Raw genomic sequence first — 15,760 nt, forward strand, 5'->3', positions numbered from 1 at the left:
ACAAAAAAATAGAAAAATTTGATTTATGTGTTTGACAACTTAACACAATAGTTTATAATAAAAAACTAGATAGCGTTGTAGCTGTCTATATCAAATAACCTTTTGATGCAAAGGAGCGTCGATGAACATAGGTAAGAAAGCAATCGCTTTATTTGTAGGTATTGCTGTAGTTGCTGGTTTATCAGCCTGTTCAGGTTCAAGAGGTGGTGCATCCAAAAACGTAAGTCAAGGAATTGAAAAAGGTGCCACCATCGGTGTCTCTATGCCAACAAAGTCAGAGGAACGTTGGAATAAAGACGGTAATAACCTAAAGAAGAAGCTAGAAGATGCTGGATATAAAGTTATATTGAACTTTGCAGACGATAAACCAGCTCAGCAAAATGCAGATATTGAAAATATGATTAACAACGGCGCTAAGGTTGTTGTTGTTGCTGCAAAGGATGGTAGTGCTGTAGGACCTGCAGTAGAGAAGGCTCATGATGCTGGAGCTAAAGTAATTGCCTACGATAGATTGATTATGAATACAAAGGCTGTTGACTATTATGCAACATTCCAGCTTGAGCAGACTGGTATTCTTGAAGCAAATTATATTATTGATAAGTTGGGTCTTAAGAATGGTGCAAAGGGACCATTCAATATTGAGCTTTTCACTGGTTCTCCAGATGATAACAATGCTAAGTACTTCTTTAAGGGTGCATGGGATTTGCTGCAACCATACTTTAAATCTGGTGCCTTAGTTTCCCCATCTAATCATGGTGGTGGCGTGAATAAAGACTTTAAGGTTCAAGATTGGCAGAAGATTTCTGTTCAAGGGTGGAAAGCTGAACAGGCTCAAAAGGATATGGAATCAATTATTGATTCTGCATATGCTAAAGGTCAGCCACTACATGCAATATTAAGCCCTTATGATGGTATTTCGACTGGTGTTATTAACGCAATTGAATCTAAGCGTCCAGATTTAAAGCCAGGTACAGATAATTGGCCAATTATAACTGGACAGGATGCTATGGAGTCAGCTGTATCTTCAATTGCACGTGGAAAGCAGAGTCAGACAGTATTTAAGAATGTCAATAAGCTTGCTGAAGCCGTTTATCAGATGGTATTGGAAATTGCTAAAGGCAAGAAGGTGTCTGGTATTAACGGAAAGTTCAATAACAACAAGATAGACGTTCCTTCTAAATTGCTAAATCCACAAGATATTACTAAGGATAATCTTACTGACTTAGTGAAAGATGGTTATATAACACAAGAACGCTTTGATAAGTTAGTACATTAAAAATTAACTATCAATTTGAACTAATATGGGGGCACGATTAGTGCCATAGTTGTGCCTCCATTAGTTGAAACTGTGCGTTGTAATGATTGGAAGTAGATGATGTCGCATAAAGACACGATATTGAGTATGCAGCACATCACAAAAACGTTTGGTTCACTAAAAGCTCTTACTGATGTTAATCTTTCGGTTGATCGCGGTGAAATTCATGCAATTTGCGGCGAAAATGGTGCTGGTAAATCTACGTTAATGAATGTGCTATCAGGTGTTTATCCTTACGGATCTTACACGGGAAAGATTATATTTAACGGAAAAGAGTGTAAATATAGTAATATTAAAAATTCAGAACGTGATGGAATTGTTATTATTCATCAGGAGCTGACTTTAAATCCATTTCTTTCAATTTCTGAAAATATTTTCATGGGAAATGAATGCTCCAAAAATGGAGTAATTGATTGGAGTGAAACTCGCGCTAAAGCTGCAGAACTTCTTGAACGTGTTGGTTTGCCAGAAGATCCAGATACAAAGATTATGGATATTGGTGTTGGTAAACAGCAGCTTGTAGAGATTGCTAAGGCTTTGTCTAAAAATGTAAAGTTGCTGATTCTTGATGAACCAACTGCAGCATTAAATGATGAGGACTCTGCGCATTTACTACAGCTTGTTCGTCAATTAAGAGATGAACATGGTGTTACAAGCATTATAATTACGCACAAGCTTAATGAAGTTGCTGTAATAGCAGATAACGTTACTATCATTCGTGACGGATCGACAGTTGGTGAAATGTATATTACACCAGAAACGCCATTAGATTACGATGAATTAATTCGTAAAATGGTAGGTCGAGAATTAACCAATCTGTATCCTAAGCACGAAACAAATCAATCTGGTGAAGAATATCTTCGTATAACCAATTGGACAGTTCATCATCCAATGGATAATAGCCGAATAATAGTCGATAATGCTAATTTGTATGTTCGTTCTGGCGAAATTATTGGATTGGCTGGATTGATGGGTGCTGGCAGAACCGAATTGGCCATGAGTGTTTTTGGACGCTCATATGGCTCCAATATAACTGGTGATCTTTATATTAAAGGTAAAAAAGTCGAATTGCGCAATGTGCAAGAAGCAATTAATGCTGGTTTGGCTTATGCTACAGAAGATCGTAAAGGTTATGGTTTAAATCTTTTGCAGAATATTCGCGAAAATTCATCTATTGCTTCATTGTCAAAAATGAGCAAATTAGGTGTTGTTGATGGAAACATTGAACGAAAAGAAGTTGATGCATATCGAGAGAACTTTAATATAAAATGTCAAAACATTGATGTGCAAGTTTCTACGCTTTCTGGCGGAAATCAGCAAAAGGTTGTATTGGCAAAATGGGTTCTTTCTGATCCAGACATACTCATTCTCGATGAGCCAACTCGTGGTATAGATGTTGGTGCAAAGTATGAAATTTATGAAATCATCGATAAGCTTGCCGATCAAGGTAAAGCTGTTGTAGTTATTTCTTCTGAACTACCAGAATTGATTGGTATATGCGATCGTATTTATACCGTAAGTCAAGGCATTATTACTGATGATGTTAATAAGAATGGGTTTACCCAAGAATATCTGATGAAATGCATGACTAAGGAAAGGAATTAGCGTTATCATGAGCAAAAACAGATTAGCCCAAGATACGAAGGGTGAACAAAAATCAAGTATTCTTTCGACAATTACCGATAATGCAAGACAATATGGAATCGTTGGAGCTTTAATCGTTATTGTCGTTGTGTTCCAAATACTTACAAAAGGTGTTCTTTTAACTCCTAACAGTTTTGTTTCTTTAATTCAGCAGAATGCATATGTGATTATCTTGGCAATAGGCATGGTGATGGTGATTATTGCTACACACATTGATCTTTCTGTAGGATCTTTAGTTGCATTTATTGGTGGTGTTTGTGCACTGTTGATGGAACGTTATGGTGTTAATTGGGTATTAGCGATTGCTATATCAATTGTTGTTGGTTTACTTATTGGTTGCTGGCACGGTTTCTGGGTGGCTCGAATGGAGATTCCTGGATTCATCACCACTCTTGCAGGTATGCTGATCTTCCGCGGTTTATCTACGGTTATAGTTGGCGAATCTGTGCCTATCACTTCAGACGCGTTCCGTGGAATTGCTCGTAACTATCTTCCTAATATTCTCGGTTGGTGGGGTCCGTTTGATGGTCTTACGATTGTTCTTGGTCTTATGTGCATCGCTTTGTTTGCTTGGAGCCAAATTAATAAGCGTAAGCATGTAGAAAAAGTTGGATTAGTCCCAGAACCACTATCGATTACTGTATGCAAGATCGTATTTGCTGCTCTTGCAATCATATTTGTAACATATTTGTTAGCATCCTCTGGCAATTCCGAGATGGGTGGAACTCCAATTATGTTGGTGATTGTTGCGATTTTGGTAGTTGCATACAACTTTATTCTTACAAAGACAGTTTTTGGACGTCACATATATGCTGTTGGAGGTAACCGTAAAGCTGCAATACTTTCTGGTATTGATGTTAAGCGTGTAGATTTCTGCTTGTTTGTTCATATGGGATTCTTGTCTGCTATTGCTGCTGTGGCTATGCTTTCTCGTCTGGCATCTGCTACTGCACAAGCTGGTATGGAATTTGAAATGGATGCAATTGCATCCTGCTTCATCGGTGGCACTGCTGTAACTGGTGGTGTTGGAACTATACCTGGAGCCGTTGTTGGTGCTTTTGTTATGGGAGTAATCAATCAAGGCTTGTCTATCATGGGCGTTGACACTGCAATTGTGAAGACAATTAAGGGTCTTGTGTTACTCGCTGCAGTGGCTGTTGACATAATGAGCAAGCGTCGTAAGCGCTAAAAATGCCGTATATATTGGGCGTGCGCTTCAGATATTACACAAGCGTTGTGAACGAAAAGTGTACGCCCAGTTTTGTTAGTTATTAATAGATATTAACAGGTGTTAATCAGAATAAAAGAACAATAAGGAGGAATATATGCCAAAAAAATATATTCAAAAGACTAGAATGTACGCTCTAACTACCTTTTTTATGTCGATTTGGTTATTCCAGTCTTTATATGGTTCTTATAAATCTGGTGATTTATTCGCTTGGTACACTCTTATTTTTTCATTGTGCTTATTAATTGTAATCGGCTATTGCGGTTACAACGCTTTTAAAGGATTCAGTCAAGAGCGTAAAGATAAGAGCGAGGATTCTAAAAAGTAATAAATGATTGGGTATTCAAGATTTTCTACATATTTGAATAAATGAATCTTATAAAAGCATGCAAAGGAGCATCATGTGTGATATTTCGAGCGTATCATCTAATAAAAAAGATATTATTAATGCAAACACATATCTTGGTATTGAGTTGGGTTCAACTAGAATTAAAGGTGCTTTAATTAATGGACAATATCAAGTTATTGCAGAAGGATCTTATAAGTGGGAAAACAAACTAGAAAATGGTTTGTGGACCTATGATCTATCTGATGCTTGGCATGGAATACAATCTGTTTTTTCTCAGATAAGTAATCAAATTAATAAAGACTACCAATTGCGTTTAAATAATATTGGCGGCATTGGTATTTCAGCAATGATGCATGGTTATTTAGCCTTTGATAATAGAAATAAGTTGCTTGTGCCATTTAGGACTTGGAGAAATACCAATACGCATGATGCTCACAGAATTCTTTCTAGCGAATTAAGTCTTAATATACCAGAACGCTGGTCGATAGCTCACTTGTATCAATGTGCGCTTGACAAAGAAGAGCACGTACATAATGTAGCATTCTTTACTACACTATCTGGCTATATTCATTGGAAGCTTACTGGCAAAAAAGTATTAGGATTGTCGGATGCTTCTGGAATGTTTCCTATGGATTCAAACATTTTAAGCTGGGATGAGAATGCGCTAAATAAAATTGAGAATCTTCCTGAAATATCTAATCAGCCTTGGAATTTGAAGGATATTTTACCTACACCTCTTTCCGCTGGAGAATTTGCTGGTCGATTGACAGTTGATGGTGCTTCTCTTCTTGACCCTAGTGGCATTTTGAATCCAGGAATACCATTTGTTCCTCCTGAAGGAGATGCGGCAACCGGTATGGTTGCAACCAATACATTAAAGCCTGGTACTGGTAATGTTTCGGCTGGGACATCTATTTTTGCAACTGTTGTTTTAAAGCGCCCTTTGTCAAAAGCTCATAAAGAGTTAGATATAGTTATGACTCCAGATGGTCATTTATCTGCAATGAGTCATGCTAATAATTTCACTACAGATTTAAATGCTTGGGTTAATTTATTTGCTCAATTTGCAGATGCAATAAGAAAACCAATATCAATGGATTTGTTATATACAAGCCTGTTTAATTCTGCTGTTGATAATGGAACTGAATTTGATGCTGGAGGAAATATTAACTACTGTTTTTCTTCTGGAGAGTTTCAAGCAGGTTTGGAAGAAGGACGATTTGTATTTGCTCGCGGTCCGCAAGCAAAACTTTCACTCGGAAACTTTATGCGTGCTCAACTATATGGAGCATTTTGTCCAGTGACTATTGGAATGAATGTTTTAACAAAAGAAGAGCATGTTGAAATTGATTCATTGCTTGGTCATGGTGGTATTTTTGCCACCCCTGAAGTTTCTCAGCGTATTGCTTCGGCGGCGTTTGGTGTTCCAGTAACCACTATGCCTACGGCTTCTGAAGGCGGATCGTGGGGAATGGCGATTTTAGCATCATATATTAGGCGAAAAAATATAACATTAATAGACTTTTTGCAAAATGAAGTATTTGCTCATGTGAATTCAGTTACCGTTTTCCCTCGTAAGGATGACGTGGAAGGATTCCAGAGATATTTTGAGCAATTTATGAGGTCATTGCCAATAGAACATGCAGCAATAACTACGATGCCGTAAAAATATTGTGCAAAAGATTGCTTAAGCAAGACTAAAAATAGTGTTTTCTCATCATATTTTTAAAAAATTTATTAGAAAGAAATAGTAATTATGAAAACTTTAAAAGATTATTCACAAGAAACTCAATCTGAGGTAAAACAGGTACGCGAATTAGTATCCAATTTGCATGATCAACTTATTAAATGGAATTTAGTTGTGTGGACTGCGGGAAATGTTTCTCAACGTTTGCATACTGCTGATTTAATGGTTATTAAGCCTTCTGGAGTACGATACGAAAGACTAACTCCTGAATCAATGATTGTTTGTGATCTAGATGGGAATGTTGTTGATGGATCCTATTCTCCAAGTTCTGACACAGCTTCGCATGCTTATATTTATAGAAATATGCCTGAAGTATTTGGAGTAGTACACACTCATTCGACTTATGCTACTGCTTGGGCTGCTATTGGAGAAAATATACCGTGTGGATTAACAATGATGGGAGATGAGTTTGGTGGTCCTGTTCCAGTTGGACCATTCAGGTTGATTGGCAGTGAGGCCATTGGGCAAGGCGTTGTTGAAACATTACGCAAATATCCTAAGTCGCCAGCGGTTTTGATGCAAAATCACGGTCCTTTCGTAATTGGAAAAGATGCAGAAAGTGCTGTGAAAGCTGCTGCTATGACAGAAGAAGTAGCCAAAACAATGTGGGCTGCTAGGCAAATAGGGAAAATAATCGATATAAAGCAAGAAGATATCAATTCTCTTAATAAACGATATCAAAATGTTTATGGACAAAACTAATAAAAAATAATCTAAAAACAATTACATATATAAGTCTTATAGGAGTAAATAATGGCTATGGAAAATCCTTTTGAGAACAAAGAAGTGTGGTTTGCCGTAGGTTCGCAAGAACTATATGGTCCAGAAACACTAGAACAAGTGGCAAAACAAGCTGGCGAAATCGTAGATTATTTAAATAATCAACATTCGATACCTGTGAAAATTATTTTGAAACCAACCTTAAAATCATCTGACGCTGTGCGTAATTTTATGGTTGATGCGTCTTCAAAAGAATCTTGTATCGGTGTTATTGCTTGGATGCACACGTTCTCGCCAGCAAAAATGTGGATTCGCGGATTAGAACTATTGCGTAAACCTTTGCTTCAGTTGAATACCCAGTATCATCGTGAAATACCTTGGGAAAGTATTGATATGGATTTTATGAATTTAAATCAAGCTGCTCATGGAGATAGAGAATTCGGTTATATTGTTTCTAGACTTGGTATTAGAAGAAAAATAGTTGTTGGTCATTATACGAATCCAGAAGTTTCGGATCGCATAAATACTTGGGTTCGTGCGTGTTTAGGCTGGTGGGCGTCTAACAATATGAACGTTATGCGTTGGGGAGACAATATGCGTAACGTTGCTGTTACTGAAGGAGATAAAACTGAAGCTGAGAAAATCTTTGGTGCATCTATTAATACTTGGTCTGTAAACGAATTAAATTCATATGTTAATCGTGCTACAGATAAGCAAGCTAAAGATTTGATAGAAGATTATAAAAATAAATACAATATTGATCCAGAATTATTAAATCAAAAATATGATTCTCTGTTAATTGCAGCTAAGCAGGAAGTTGGAATGGTATCCATGATGTGTGATTATGATGCTACTGCTGCAGTAGATAATTTTGAAGATCTTGGTGGTCTTTCCCAACTTCCAGGAGTTGCTGCTCAACGTTTTCCTTCCGAATATGGATGGGGTTTCTCGGCAGAAGGGGATTGGAAAACCGCAATATTGGTTCGTTTGGGATTAGTTATGGGGTATGGTCTTGAAGGTGGAGCTTCTCTTATGGAAGATTACTCGTATCATTTTGAGCCAGATAACGAAATGATATTAGGATCACATATGTTAGAAGTTTCGCCTTCTATTGGAAGTATTCAAAAACCTCGTCTTGCTATATATCCATTGGGTATTGGAGGAAAATCAGATCCTGTTAGACTCGTGTTTACTGCTGCTCCTAAAAAGGATGCTGTTGTGGTTTCTCTTGCGGATATGTGCAGTAGATTTAGACTTTTAATGAATATTGTCGATGTTGTAGAGCCGTCTGGAAGCCTAAAGAATTTGCCTTGCGCTCGCGCCATGTGGAAACCGCAGCCAAGTCTATCTTTGTCTGCGCAATGCTGGTTATTAGCTGGTGGATCCCATCATACTTGTATGACAACGTCAATTGGTAGAGAAGTTTGGGAAGATTTTGCGCGTATCTCTGGTGTCGAACTAGCTGTGATTGATAAAAACACTAATACCCAAGATTTTGAGCGCAATCTACAGATTTCTCAAATGTATTACAAGCTTAATGTTAAGTAATATTGGCATTATTACGTCTCTAGTGATGAGTGTTTGTTGTGTTATTATTTCCTTTGAAAATAATGGTCAATTTTATAGCGAAGGGGTGCTTTAATGAATGAAAATATGCACATTGTGCCTAACATTTTATTATCGGATGGCAATTCTATACCACAAGTTGGTTTAGGTGTACTTCGAGTTGATAAAGTAAGTATGCATGATGTTGTAGAAAGCGCTCTTTCGTTAGGATACAGACATATTGATGCTGCAGCTGGATATAACAATGAGAATGAGCTAGGTGAAGTATTGCGCGAAACTGGTTTTAATACTGGCGAATTGCGAGAAAACCTATGGGTGACTACAAAGGTTAGAGATTCACAGCAGGGGTATGACAGTACTTTGAAGGCTTTTGATTCTCAACTTGCGGATCTTTGCTTGAACTATGTGGATATGTATATGATTCATTGGCCTACACCATTTAATTGGCGTTCTGCAGAAACATGGAAAGCATTTGTTAAGTTGAAAGAGGAAGGTAGGGTACGTTCGCTTGGTGTGTGTAACTTTATGCCTTCTGATTTGCAGCGTTTATATGATGAAGTTGGTCAGTGGCCTCAAGTGAATCAGATTGAATTGCATCCGAGCTGGCAGCAGTCTAATGTAGTTGATTTTTGCAAGAAGCATAATATTGCTATTGAAGCGTATTCTCCATTGGCGCGCGGACGTGATTTGAATATCGGCGATGGTGTTTTGGAAACTATTGCTAAGAATCATGATGTTACTTGTGCGCAGGTGATTTTGCGCTGGCATATTGAGCATGGATACATTATCATACCTAAATCTGTTTCAGAAAATAGGCAACGTGAAAATATTAATGTTTTTGGATTTAGTCTTAAGGATGATGAAATACGTGCAATAGATGATTTGAACACTAATGAGCGAATGGGGCATGACCCTGCAACGTTTAGTTATGCATAATTGTGTGGCGTTTGTTTTATTTGTATTTGTGAAGGGGTTATATATGTGACTTATTGATTCCTTGTCATCGAGGCTACGAGTGATTAATGGTGGACAGTATAAGTGAACAAAAAATTTTCGTAGCTTTCTCCTATAGAGCGGCATGAAGTTTGTGTTTTACATGAGCTTCATGCCGCTTTGCCCGTGTTTGTTTATTTTTGCCAGTGTTTGTAGTCAGATTTGCCCAAAAAGGGAACAAACGCGGGAATGGGGTTACGCTTATGTGAGCGCAATTACTGCGTAGTTCACAAAAAATCAATGTCGGAAAGACTTAAAGAAGTTTTGCGTTTCTGGGTCGCTGCAAGCGTCCATAACTTCGTATGGTGTGCCATTTTCTGCAACAACGCCGTTTCGTAGCAAAACCACTCTGTCGGCAGCTTTGTGAGCAAAATGCATCTCGTGAGTGGCCATTAAAATTGTGGTTCCTTGCTCTTTTAGTTCCGCAACCATGTCTAGAACTTCACCAACAAGCATTGGGTCTAGCGCGGAAGTAATCTCGTCTAAAAGCAAAAGTTGTGGGCTTGTCATAAGCGCGCGTGCAATAGCCACTCGTTGCTGCTGTCCGCCCGAAAGCTGATCCGGATAAGACTTTGCTTTATTTTCTAGCTTAATCCTAGATAGAAGCTCCATTGCGCGGCTTTCTGCACGGTCTTTGCTCCAATGATGAACTTTTCGCGCAGCAAGAGTCACATTATCTAAAACGCTCATATGCGTAAAAAGATTGAATTGCTGGAACACAACTCCGATTTGAGATCTAATTTGATCCTGATTTATACGAGGATCTGTAATATCTGTGTTTCCAAGCCAAACTTGGCCGTCGTCTACTCGCTCAAGCAGATTAATGCACTTCATAAGAGTGGATTTTCCGCTTCCAGAAGGTCCTAAAAGAGCCACCACTTCGTGAGGTGCAATATCAAAAGAAATGCCTTTAAGAACAGGTGTTGAGTTATACGATTTTCGAATATTGCTTAAGCGCAAAACTGGGGTTGAATCCGTGTAATCACTTGCATTTGTTTGATTGTTTGCGTTTATTTGCTCGCTCATTTGCTGACTTACCTTCTGGTTTGTTAAGTTATTCATCACACGGTTCCTCCGTTTAGCTCGCGTTTGCGCAGTCTTGCCGTATACCAATCGTTTAGAACAATAAACGGAATGCTCAGCGCTATAAATACAACGCTTGCTACAACGTATGGAGTGAAGTTATAAGAAGTTGCAACAGATATTTGCGCGGCTCGAACAGCGTCTACAGCGCCCAAAACCGATATGAGTCCTGCATCTTTTTGCATTGATATAAAGTCGTTCATTAAGGCAGGAGCCACTTTTCTTAAGCCAAGAGGAATTACCACTAATCGCACAGTTTGACCAGATGTTAAGCCAAGTGATCTTGCGGACGCTCGCATAGACGGATGCACGTCTTCAAATCCTGCGCGCAATACCTCTCCAACGTATGCGGAGTAGCTCATAACAATGGCAATTGTACCGAGTATTGCTGGTGGGATTCGCCCAAAAAGCTGTAATCCTGGTATGCCAAAGCCGATTAAGTAAAGCACAACAAGCATTGGTATGCCGCGCATAATAGTTGTGTAGAATTGCGCTATAGCTCGCAAAGGGAAAAGCATTGGGCTTACGCTTGTACGGATAACTGCGATTAAAGTTCCAAGTATTGCTACTCCAATAACAGCGAAAACAAGCACCTGCAGATTAAGCATTAAGCCTTGCAAAACGGATGGCAAAGATAACATAAAGTACTTGCCAGAAAAGAACGTTTCGCGCACTCTTGGCCAACCAGGGCTCATTGCAAGTGCCGCAACGCACACGCCAAGTAATACTAAAGTGCTTATTATGCTTGTTAAAACTGATTTAAGATTTTGCTTTTTGCGGATTGACCTACGCTCAAGCTCGATATTGCTTAAAGCGTATTCTCCAGCGTTGTTTGATTCACTGTTTAATGCATTGCCGTTAAGTACTGTCATTGGCGGCACTCAAGCCTTTCGACATAATGAATGATACGCACTATTGTAAGCACTTTTATGTGACGATTGGGTTACAAGTTGCTTACAATAATGCGTATTGGTAATGACGTTAGTACGATTTTTATTTATTTTTATTTATTTTTGGTTTAGTTTTTACTTAAGAACTGGCAGATTAGTCGTGTACTCTGCAAGCCACTTTTCTTGGAGCTTCTTCAAAGTACCATCTTTTTCTAGCGCATTCACAGCCTTAGTGACGTCTGCAGTAAGCTTAGAGCCTTTTGGAAGTACCAATCCAGTTCCTTCCTTATCTTCCGATCCTGCAATCTGTCCAAGAACAACACCTTCTTTAACCTGCTTGCTGCGCACAATGTTTACGGAAGATGGAGTATCTATAACAAGTGCGTCAATCTGCTTAGAATCAAGAGCCTGAACCAAAGCGTCATTATCGTTAAAGGTTTGAATATCGCTCTTAATCTTGTCTTTAGCAAAGCTGTAGCTTGTTGTTCCAACCATTGCGCCAATTGTAGCGGTTTTAAGGTCTGCTAAGGTCTTTGCGTTAGCAAACTTGCTATCTTTTTTGACCACAACACCCTGAGTTGCGTTGTAGTAACTTGGCGAAAAGTCTACTGCCTTCTTGCGTTCCTCCGTAATAGAGAACTGCTGAAGGTTAAAATCAAAGTCTTTTGGTCCTGGGGTTACTGCGGAGTCGAAGGTTGTGCGAACCCACTTTACTTTGTCTTTATCGTATCCGAGTTTCTTTGCAACAGCGTATGCTACTGCAGATTCGTAGCCCTTGCCGTTTTCTGGCTTGTTATCGTACATCCAAGGTGTGTAAGTTGGCTGAGCTGTGCCGATTGTCAAAACGCCTGGAGTAATCGTCTTTTGGTTTGTATCTTGTGCGTTTTGGCTGCCGCATGCTGCTGTGCTAACCATTGCTGCCATTGCTAATGCTGCTGCTGCAATTTTTGCAGCAGCGATTGCTACGCGGTTGGTGTGCAAGTTGTTGTGTACGAAAATAGCCATTTTTTCTCCTTGTTTTTGCTAAAACCTTAAAATTTTTCGCTTACTCGTTTTTAAGCGATGTAAGTAGGTTTTGCGGCCGTACATTTGATAGTTTATAAGACGATAGATGCATTTAAGGCTTAATTGTTACAGAATTGTTATCGTGATTGTTTATAACGCGCTATATTTTGTTGATTTCATACATGGTTTTGTGGTGATTAGACTTAAGTCGTAGTATGTTAAGTGTCAGTTACATACGGTGTGTTGTTTTTTGAGGAGTGTTTTATGTTAAATAATTTTGAACATAGCGTGGCTGACGATTTTTCTGAAAGTTCTAAAGATTTTAGTCATCTTTCAAAACTTGCTGTTATAGTTGCACTTCAAAAAGAAGCTCAGCCTATTCTTCAAGCATTTTGTGGGGATTATAAAACTTGGGATTCGTATGGGGTTACTTTTATTCAGGGCAAAATCGCTTCTAATAGCAAAGGCGAAAATCCTACTCTTACAATATGTGTTGCTGGAATGGGAAAGTGCGCTGCCGCAGCTGCAGCTCAAGCGTTGATAATCGAATCCAATCCACAAGTGTTGATTTTTAGCGGAATCGCAGGTGCTTTAAATCCGCGTCTTAGTGTTGGAGATATTGTTATAGGCAAGAAACTTCACTATTTAGAAACAAATACGCAAATTATTGCAGAGTGTGCTCCGTACAAATCTGTTTTTGAATCAGATTCAAAATTATGCGATTTAGCTGTTAAAGAGGCGCAATTATTAGGATTTAGGCTTGAGAAGTCTTTGGAAGAATCCTCTTCGGTTGCTGGCGACTTATCCTCGGACTTTAAGCAAAGCGCGTCTAATGAAAATAGCGTGTCTAACGAAAATTCAAACAACGTTGCTTATTTGTGTGGAAACATAGCAACAAGCGACCAATTTAACACAGATCCTAATATTTTAGACGCTGTGCGAGCAACGGTTTTTGGCGATTGCGAAGAGATGGAAGGCGCTGCTGCTGCACATATTGCTGCTAAAAACGGTGTTCCATTCCTTGCGATTCGCTCAATGAGTAATCGTTGTGGAGAATCATACGAATCTGTGGACTCGCATAAGGATGATTTAGTTCTTGCAGCTAATCAAGCAGGATCGTTAACTTTGCGTGTTTTGAAGGCGCTTGTTAAATAACTGCAGACTAGTTTACTTATTTGAATCGTTTTGTTCTGCTAAATCAAATCCGCTGAAAGTAAACCCAGGGCTTACTACGCAAGAAACAAGAACATCGCCATCGCTTGGTATTGTTCTCTGCCATGTCCCAGCAGGAATTACAAGATGTCCGCGCGTGGATAAGCCATTGCATTCCTTAGTGTTTCCAAGAGTAAAACGCTGCAAATCTGCCTCATCACAAGGGGTTTGACCACATCCACCAAGTTCAATCGTAAGATTTGACGGTCCATGCCATAGCCAAATCTCGTCTGCATCAACTTTATGCCATGCGCTTGAATCGCCAGAAGGCAAAAGGAAGTAAATAAGAGAGGCCAATGGTCTTGGTGCGTCTGCGCCAGCGTTTTCGTCAATTTTCGTATTGTTTGTGCTCGCGTTTGAAGTATTTTCATTGTTGGTTGCGCTATATAGTTGCGCTGCTTGCCAGTCGCGGGTGTACCATCCGCCTTCTGGATGGGCTTCTAGCTGTAATTCTTTAACAAGATTTTTGGCGTAATCACTCATATTTTCTAAACTGACACTCATAATGCATGCTCCTTTTATTTTTCATATTTGCGTTAAATGTGTTCGTTAAACGTGTTCTTATCTGTGCTTGCATCAGATTATTGAGCAAAAGCACCATTATTGTATACAAGATTTCCAGAAATAACTGTTGCTTTTGCACTACCTGCACCGTGACGCACAAAATTGTGCAAAGTCTCTTCAACTCCTTGTGGCGAGCTTGTGTCTGTTGGAATATCAAAGAACGCAAGGTCGGCTGTTGCTCCAGCATTAATTTGACCAATTCTGTGCGGTCCTACGTGTAAGCCCATAACGCTTGCGCCGCCTAAAGTAAGCATGCGAATAATTCGATGTGTTAAATCATCTTTTCTATACCCTTGCGCTGTTGCTAAATCATAGACTTTTGCAGCGTCGTCTAAAACGTCTAAAGATGGGGAAGAAGATAGTGAATCCGTACCAATCGCAAGCAAGTTTCCTTCTTCCATGTAGTCGCGAATTGGCGCGTCTCTTTCCGTAACAGTAATGCGGTTGGATCTTGGGCACACTGCCACTCCCACTCCGCGTTGACGCAAAATTCTTCGGTCTTCGCCATCTGCCCAAACTCCGTGCGCAATATGTACGTCTGGTCCAAGGGATCCGAGCTGATCCAAAAACTGAATTGCGGAAGCTGTCATTCCATGTGCTTTAAGTTCGCTGTAGCTCGCCCAAACGTTAGCATTCCAATCTGGTGCGGAATACGTGGTGAGTGTATCGGCGTGATTTCCAGCCTCCATAGGTGTTTCTGCTAAGTGTATGTGCAAGCGCATGTTTAGCTGTCTTGCAATGTCTGGCAAATCCACAAAAGGTTCGGTTTCTAGACTGTAAGGTGCGTGTGGGCTAATTCCTATACTCGGCACTCTGCCGTTGTCCATCATGTGCCCAAGCATCTCGAGCAGCTTAGCGTAGCCTTCTTCCTTCCAGTCAACGTTTTTCCAGCCCATTACCTCCCAATAGGCTATCCCGTGCATGCCTTGGCTTGCAAGCGCTCCAACTGCTTCGATATCAGTTACAATGTCGGCAGCTGCAGTAGTGCCAGCTTCCACCATCATTCTGGCACCTTCGTATGCAGAAGTTTTCCAAGTCATCAATGATGGGTTATGCTGTTTTTCTTCTTGTAATTTGTCATAAACAACATTGAATCCTTCTTCCCAGTCTCTAAAATTGCGGTATTCGCCGCGGCCTACGCTTGCCATATTAGTGTATTGCAAATGCGTGTGTGCGTTTATAAGACCTGGTGTCATAAGACCATGCCAATGTCGTTCGTTGTTAAACATTTTCCTATAGGAATCGTTTGACATTTCATCTTTTAGAATGTCTAGTACCCACTGTCTTGTTCCAACGTGTACAACGCGTCTATTTGATACTGCTACGGCTCCTTCGGGAATAATAGGACCTGTTACTGGAATAACCATTGCTGCACTGTATAAGGTTACTTCGCTAAGCGGCGTTGGGTGTGCAAGTGCGCGTATTGGATCTGTAAACATTGCTT

14 protein-coding genes are annotated in these 15,760 nt (G+C 39.6%); 9 read left to right on the forward strand and 5 right to left on the reverse strand.

Annotated elements, in window-relative coordinates; translation table 11 throughout:
- The first annotated feature begins 121 nt into the window (after nt 1–121).
- The 8 genes from HXT19_RS01130 (at nt 122) to HXT19_RS01165 (ending at nt 9,505) form a co-directional block, all read left to right on the forward strand.
- Complete coding sequence (locus HXT19_RS01130) at nt 122–1,276, forward strand: sugar-binding protein (protein ID WP_004117014.1); 1,155 nt, start codon at nt 122–124, stop codon at nt 1,274–1,276.
- 99 nt (nt 1,277–1,375) lie between these two features.
- Nucleotides 1,376–2,920, forward strand: a complete 1,545-nt coding sequence (locus tag HXT19_RS01135) for a sugar ABC transporter ATP-binding protein (protein ID WP_004112038.1) — start codon at nt 1,376–1,378, stop codon at nt 2,918–2,920.
- Nucleotides 2,921–2,927: 7 nt separating this feature from the next.
- A complete protein-coding gene (gene mmsB / locus HXT19_RS01140; protein ID WP_004112039.1) occupies nt 2,928–4,148 on the forward strand; it encodes a multiple monosaccharide ABC transporter permease in 1,221 nt (406 codons plus the stop codon).
- A 136-nt stretch (nt 4,149–4,284) separates the two neighbouring features.
- Nucleotides 4,285–4,515, forward strand: coding sequence for a CDP-diacylglycerol--glycerol-3-phosphate 3-phosphatidyltransferase (locus HXT19_RS01145; RefSeq protein WP_004115879.1), 231 nt, complete (start codon nt 4,285–4,287; stop codon nt 4,513–4,515).
- 73 nt (nt 4,516–4,588) lie between these two features.
- Complete coding sequence (locus HXT19_RS01150) at nt 4,589–6,202, forward strand: xylulokinase (protein WP_004112043.1); 1,614 nt, start codon at nt 4,589–4,591, stop codon at nt 6,200–6,202.
- Between the two features lie 90 nt (nt 6,203–6,292).
- Complete coding sequence (locus tag HXT19_RS01155) at nt 6,293–6,985, forward strand: L-ribulose-5-phosphate 4-epimerase (RefSeq protein ID WP_004115871.1); 693 nt, start codon at nt 6,293–6,295, stop codon at nt 6,983–6,985.
- 51 nt (nt 6,986–7,036) lie between these two features.
- The gene (gene araA / locus HXT19_RS01160; RefSeq protein WP_174142727.1) at nt 7,037–8,551 is read left to right on the forward strand and encodes an L-arabinose isomerase; all 1,515 of its coding nucleotides are present in this window, start codon (nt 7,037–7,039) and stop codon (nt 8,549–8,551) included.
- Nucleotides 8,552–8,644: 93 nt separating this feature from the next.
- A complete protein-coding gene (locus HXT19_RS01165) occupies nt 8,645–9,505 on the forward strand; it encodes an aldo/keto reductase (protein WP_048730883.1) in 861 nt (286 codons plus the stop codon).
- Nucleotides 9,506–9,799: 294 nt separating this feature from the next.
- On the opposite strand, the gene HXT19_RS01170 is transcribed toward HXT19_RS01165, so the two are convergent.
- From HXT19_RS01170 to HXT19_RS01180, 3 genes are all read right to left on the reverse strand, one after another.
- Complete coding sequence (locus HXT19_RS01170; protein ID WP_075038788.1) at nt 9,800–10,624, reverse strand: amino acid ABC transporter ATP-binding protein; 825 nt, start codon at nt 10,622–10,624, stop codon at nt 9,800–9,802.
- Nucleotides 10,624–11,517: an amino acid ABC transporter permease gene (locus HXT19_RS01175; RefSeq protein ID WP_004112052.1), complete on the reverse strand. Its 894-nt coding sequence runs from the start codon at nt 11,515–11,517 to the stop codon at nt 10,624–10,626. The genes HXT19_RS01170 and HXT19_RS01175 overlap by 1 nt, the downstream gene beginning before the upstream one ends.
- Nucleotides 11,518–11,670: 153 nt before the next feature.
- Nucleotides 11,671–12,540 carry an ABC transporter substrate-binding protein gene (locus HXT19_RS01180; RefSeq protein WP_004116998.1) on the reverse strand — a complete coding sequence of 290 codons (870 nt, stop codon included), beginning with the start codon at nt 12,538–12,540 and terminating at the stop codon, nt 11,671–11,673.
- Between the two features lie 264 nt (nt 12,541–12,804).
- On the opposite strand from HXT19_RS01180, the gene HXT19_RS01185 reads away from it, so the two are divergent.
- A complete protein-coding gene (locus HXT19_RS01185) occupies nt 12,805–13,695 on the forward strand; it encodes a 5'-methylthioadenosine/S-adenosylhomocysteine nucleosidase (RefSeq protein WP_101887910.1) in 891 nt (296 codons plus the stop codon).
- A 12-nt stretch (nt 13,696–13,707) separates the two neighbouring features.
- Here the strand turns inward: HXT19_RS01185 and HXT19_RS01190 are convergent, their stop codons facing one another.
- Entirely contained in the window at nt 13,708–14,256 is a 549-nt protein-coding gene (locus HXT19_RS01190; RefSeq protein ID WP_004575034.1) for a cupin domain-containing protein, read from the reverse strand.
- 77 nt (nt 14,257–14,333) lie between these two features.
- The gene (locus HXT19_RS01195) at nt 14,334–15,755 is read right to left on the reverse strand and encodes an amidohydrolase family protein (RefSeq protein WP_004116990.1); all 1,422 of its coding nucleotides are present in this window, start codon (nt 15,753–15,755) and stop codon (nt 14,334–14,336) included.
- Nucleotides 15,756–15,760 lie beyond the last annotated feature (5 nt).

This window comes from Gardnerella sp. DNF00038, from assembly GCF_049262855.1.
Lineage (GTDB): Bacteria > Actinomycetota > Actinomycetes > Actinomycetales > Bifidobacteriaceae > Bifidobacterium > Bifidobacterium vaginale.